This is a genomic window from Plantactinospora sp. B6F1 (genome assembly GCF_040120695.1).
In the GTDB taxonomy this organism is placed as follows: domain Bacteria; phylum Actinomycetota; class Actinomycetes; order Mycobacteriales; family Micromonosporaceae; genus Plantactinospora.
The window spans coordinates 1-2,194 of record NZ_JBEEAC010000074.1; the positions used below are offsets into that span (position 1 = coordinate 1).

The window sequence follows — 2,194 nt, forward strand, 5'->3', positions numbered from 1 at the left end:
CTCCAACTGGGCCTTGGACATGTTCGACCGGCCCTTGATGTTGCGCTTCTTCGCCTCGTTGTAGAGCTGTTCCTTGGTACGCCCCTGCGCGCCGGTGTGCGACCGCTTCCCGCCCCGGTGGCCGGAGGAGACGTCCCTGACCGACGAACGGCTGGCGGTCTTCGACTCGCCGGCCCGGGCGCGTTCCTTGTTGACCGTCCGGGCGGCGATCTCCTCGGCGCGGTCGGTCGACTCGCCGCGCTTGCGCGCACTGGCCTTGATGTGCTTGTACTGGCGTTCCCGCTTCGGACTCGACCCTGCGGGCATGACGCACTCCTTCCGGGGGAGAGAAACGATGGTCAGAGGATGGGCTTGCCCCCGGTGACCGGGATGATCGCGCCGGAGATGTAGCTGGCCTCGTCCGAGGCGAGCAGCACGTACGCCGGGGCGACCTCCCTGGGCTGGCCGGGGCGGCCCAGCGGGGTGTTCTTGCCGAACTTCTCGACGTGCTCGGGCGGCATGGTGGACGGGATCAGCGGAGTCCAGATCGGGCCGGGCGCGACGGCGTTCACCCGGATTCCCCGCTCGCCGAGCATCTGGGCCAGCCCGGCGGTGAAGTTCGCGATCGCGCCCTTGGTGGTCGCGTACGGCAGCAGCGTCGGGCGCGGCGTGTCGTAGTTGATCGAACTGGTGTTGATGATCGACGCCTTCTCGCCCAGGTGCGGCAGCGCCGCCTGGACCAGCCGGAACATCGCCGTGATGTTGACGTCGAAGGTGTGCTGCCACTCCTCGTCGGTCACCTCTTCGAGGCTCTCGTGGGTCATCTGGTAGGCGGCGTTGTTGACCAGTACGTCGATCCGGCCGAACTCCTCGACCGCCCGGTCCACCACCGCACGGCACACCGCCGGATCGCCGACGTCCCCGGCGACGAGTACGGCCTGCCGTCCCGCGTCCTCGACGAGCTTCGCGGTCTCCCGGGCGTCCTCGTGCTCGTTCAGGTACGAGATCAGCACGTCGGCGCCCTCCCGGGCGTACGCGATGGCGACCGCCCGGCCGATGCCGCTGTCCCCACCGGTGATCACCGCCTTCTTGCCCGCCAGCCGGCCGGAGCCCCGGTAGGAGTCCTCGCCGTGGTCGGGCTTGGAACGCATCTTGTCGAGGGTGCCTGGTGGCTCCTGCTGCGGTTCGGCATGCTGCTCGTCGGGCATCGGGTCGCTCCTCGGTTGCTCCTCGCGTCTGGGGCGACGACCGGCGGTTCCTCGCGCGGCCGACAGTGGCAAATGTCCCCATACCCGGCACCCGGTAAACCCGGGACGACGGTTCAGCTCAGCACCCTCAGGGAACGGCGTGCCGCCGGGCGAAAGTCTCGATCACGTCCAGGTCGGCGGGGGCGCAGCCCTCGCCCGGGTCGGGCGCGATCAGCAGGGCGTGACCCCGGGCAGGTCCGGTTCGATCTCCATGGAGCCTCCGGTCATCACTTCCATCGTGGACATCGTCCCCCGGCCGGGATGCTCGGCTGGCGTCGCCGGGCTACGGTCGAAGGTTGTGCGGCGGGTGTCGGTGGTCGGTAACTCGGGTTCGGGCAAGAGCACCCTGGCCAGGGCGTTGGCCGCCCGGCTCGGCGTGCCGTACGTCGAACTCGACGCGATCCACCACCAGCCCGGCTGGCGGCCGCTGCCCACCGCCGAGTTCCGGGCCCGGGTCGACACGCTCACCACGACCGACCCGTGCCGCCGCCCGCCGGCTGCTCGTCGACGCCTCACCCGGTCCGGATACCTCACCCGCTCCGGGTTCCTGACCCGGGATCTGCCGCCGTCGCCCCGGGCAGTGCCGCCGGGCCCGGTGCCGTCGGGAGTTGGTGGAACAGGTCACGTGCCGCTCGGCCACTGTCTTTGATCAACCGCGGTAGATGTTCGGCGATCTCTTCGGGCTGCCGGCCCGCGATGTGTCGGTTCCAGCGGTCCATGAGCTGTTGTAGCTGTTCCGGGACTTCGCGGCCCTTGAGCAGGGTGACCCACAGGCGCGACATCTGGTCCGAGAGCTGGTCGAAGGTCGACCGCAACCAGCGGTTCGCGCTCGCGACGGCCAGGACCTGGAAGACCCGCATCGACAGCTCGGAGAAGCGCAGGACCGCCTCCAACCGATCATCACCGTCGGTATCGGGCGGGGACCACTCAATCAACAGCCGGGCAAGCTCGTCCGCCTCGACGTCGGA

The 2,194-nt window shown here is 69.6% G+C and carries 4 protein-coding genes; 1 reads left to right on the plus strand and 3 read right to left on the minus strand.

The features are described from left to right. A partial coding sequence (locus tag ABNF97_RS33750; RefSeq protein WP_349341040.1) for a plasmid stabilization protein occupies positions 1–306 on the minus strand: 306 nt, incomplete at its 3' end. Positions 307–338: 32 nt separating this feature from the next. Beyond that, positions 339–1,187: an SDR family oxidoreductase gene (locus ABNF97_RS33755; protein ID WP_502930591.1), complete on the minus strand. Its 849-nt coding sequence runs from the start codon at positions 1,185–1,187 to the stop codon at positions 339–341. Between the two features lie 250 nt (positions 1,188–1,437). On the opposite strand from ABNF97_RS33755, the gene ABNF97_RS33760 reads away from it, so the two are divergent. Next, complete coding sequence (locus tag ABNF97_RS33760) at positions 1,438–1,875, plus strand: AAA family ATPase (RefSeq protein ID WP_349341041.1); 438 nt, start codon at positions 1,438–1,440, stop codon at positions 1,873–1,875. Here ABNF97_RS33760 and ABNF97_RS33765 read toward each other — a convergent pair. Next, positions 1,757–2,194: FCD domain-containing protein (locus ABNF97_RS33765; protein WP_349341042.1), on the minus strand; the 438-nt coding region annotated here is incomplete at its 5' end. The genes ABNF97_RS33760 and ABNF97_RS33765 overlap by 119 nt on opposite strands.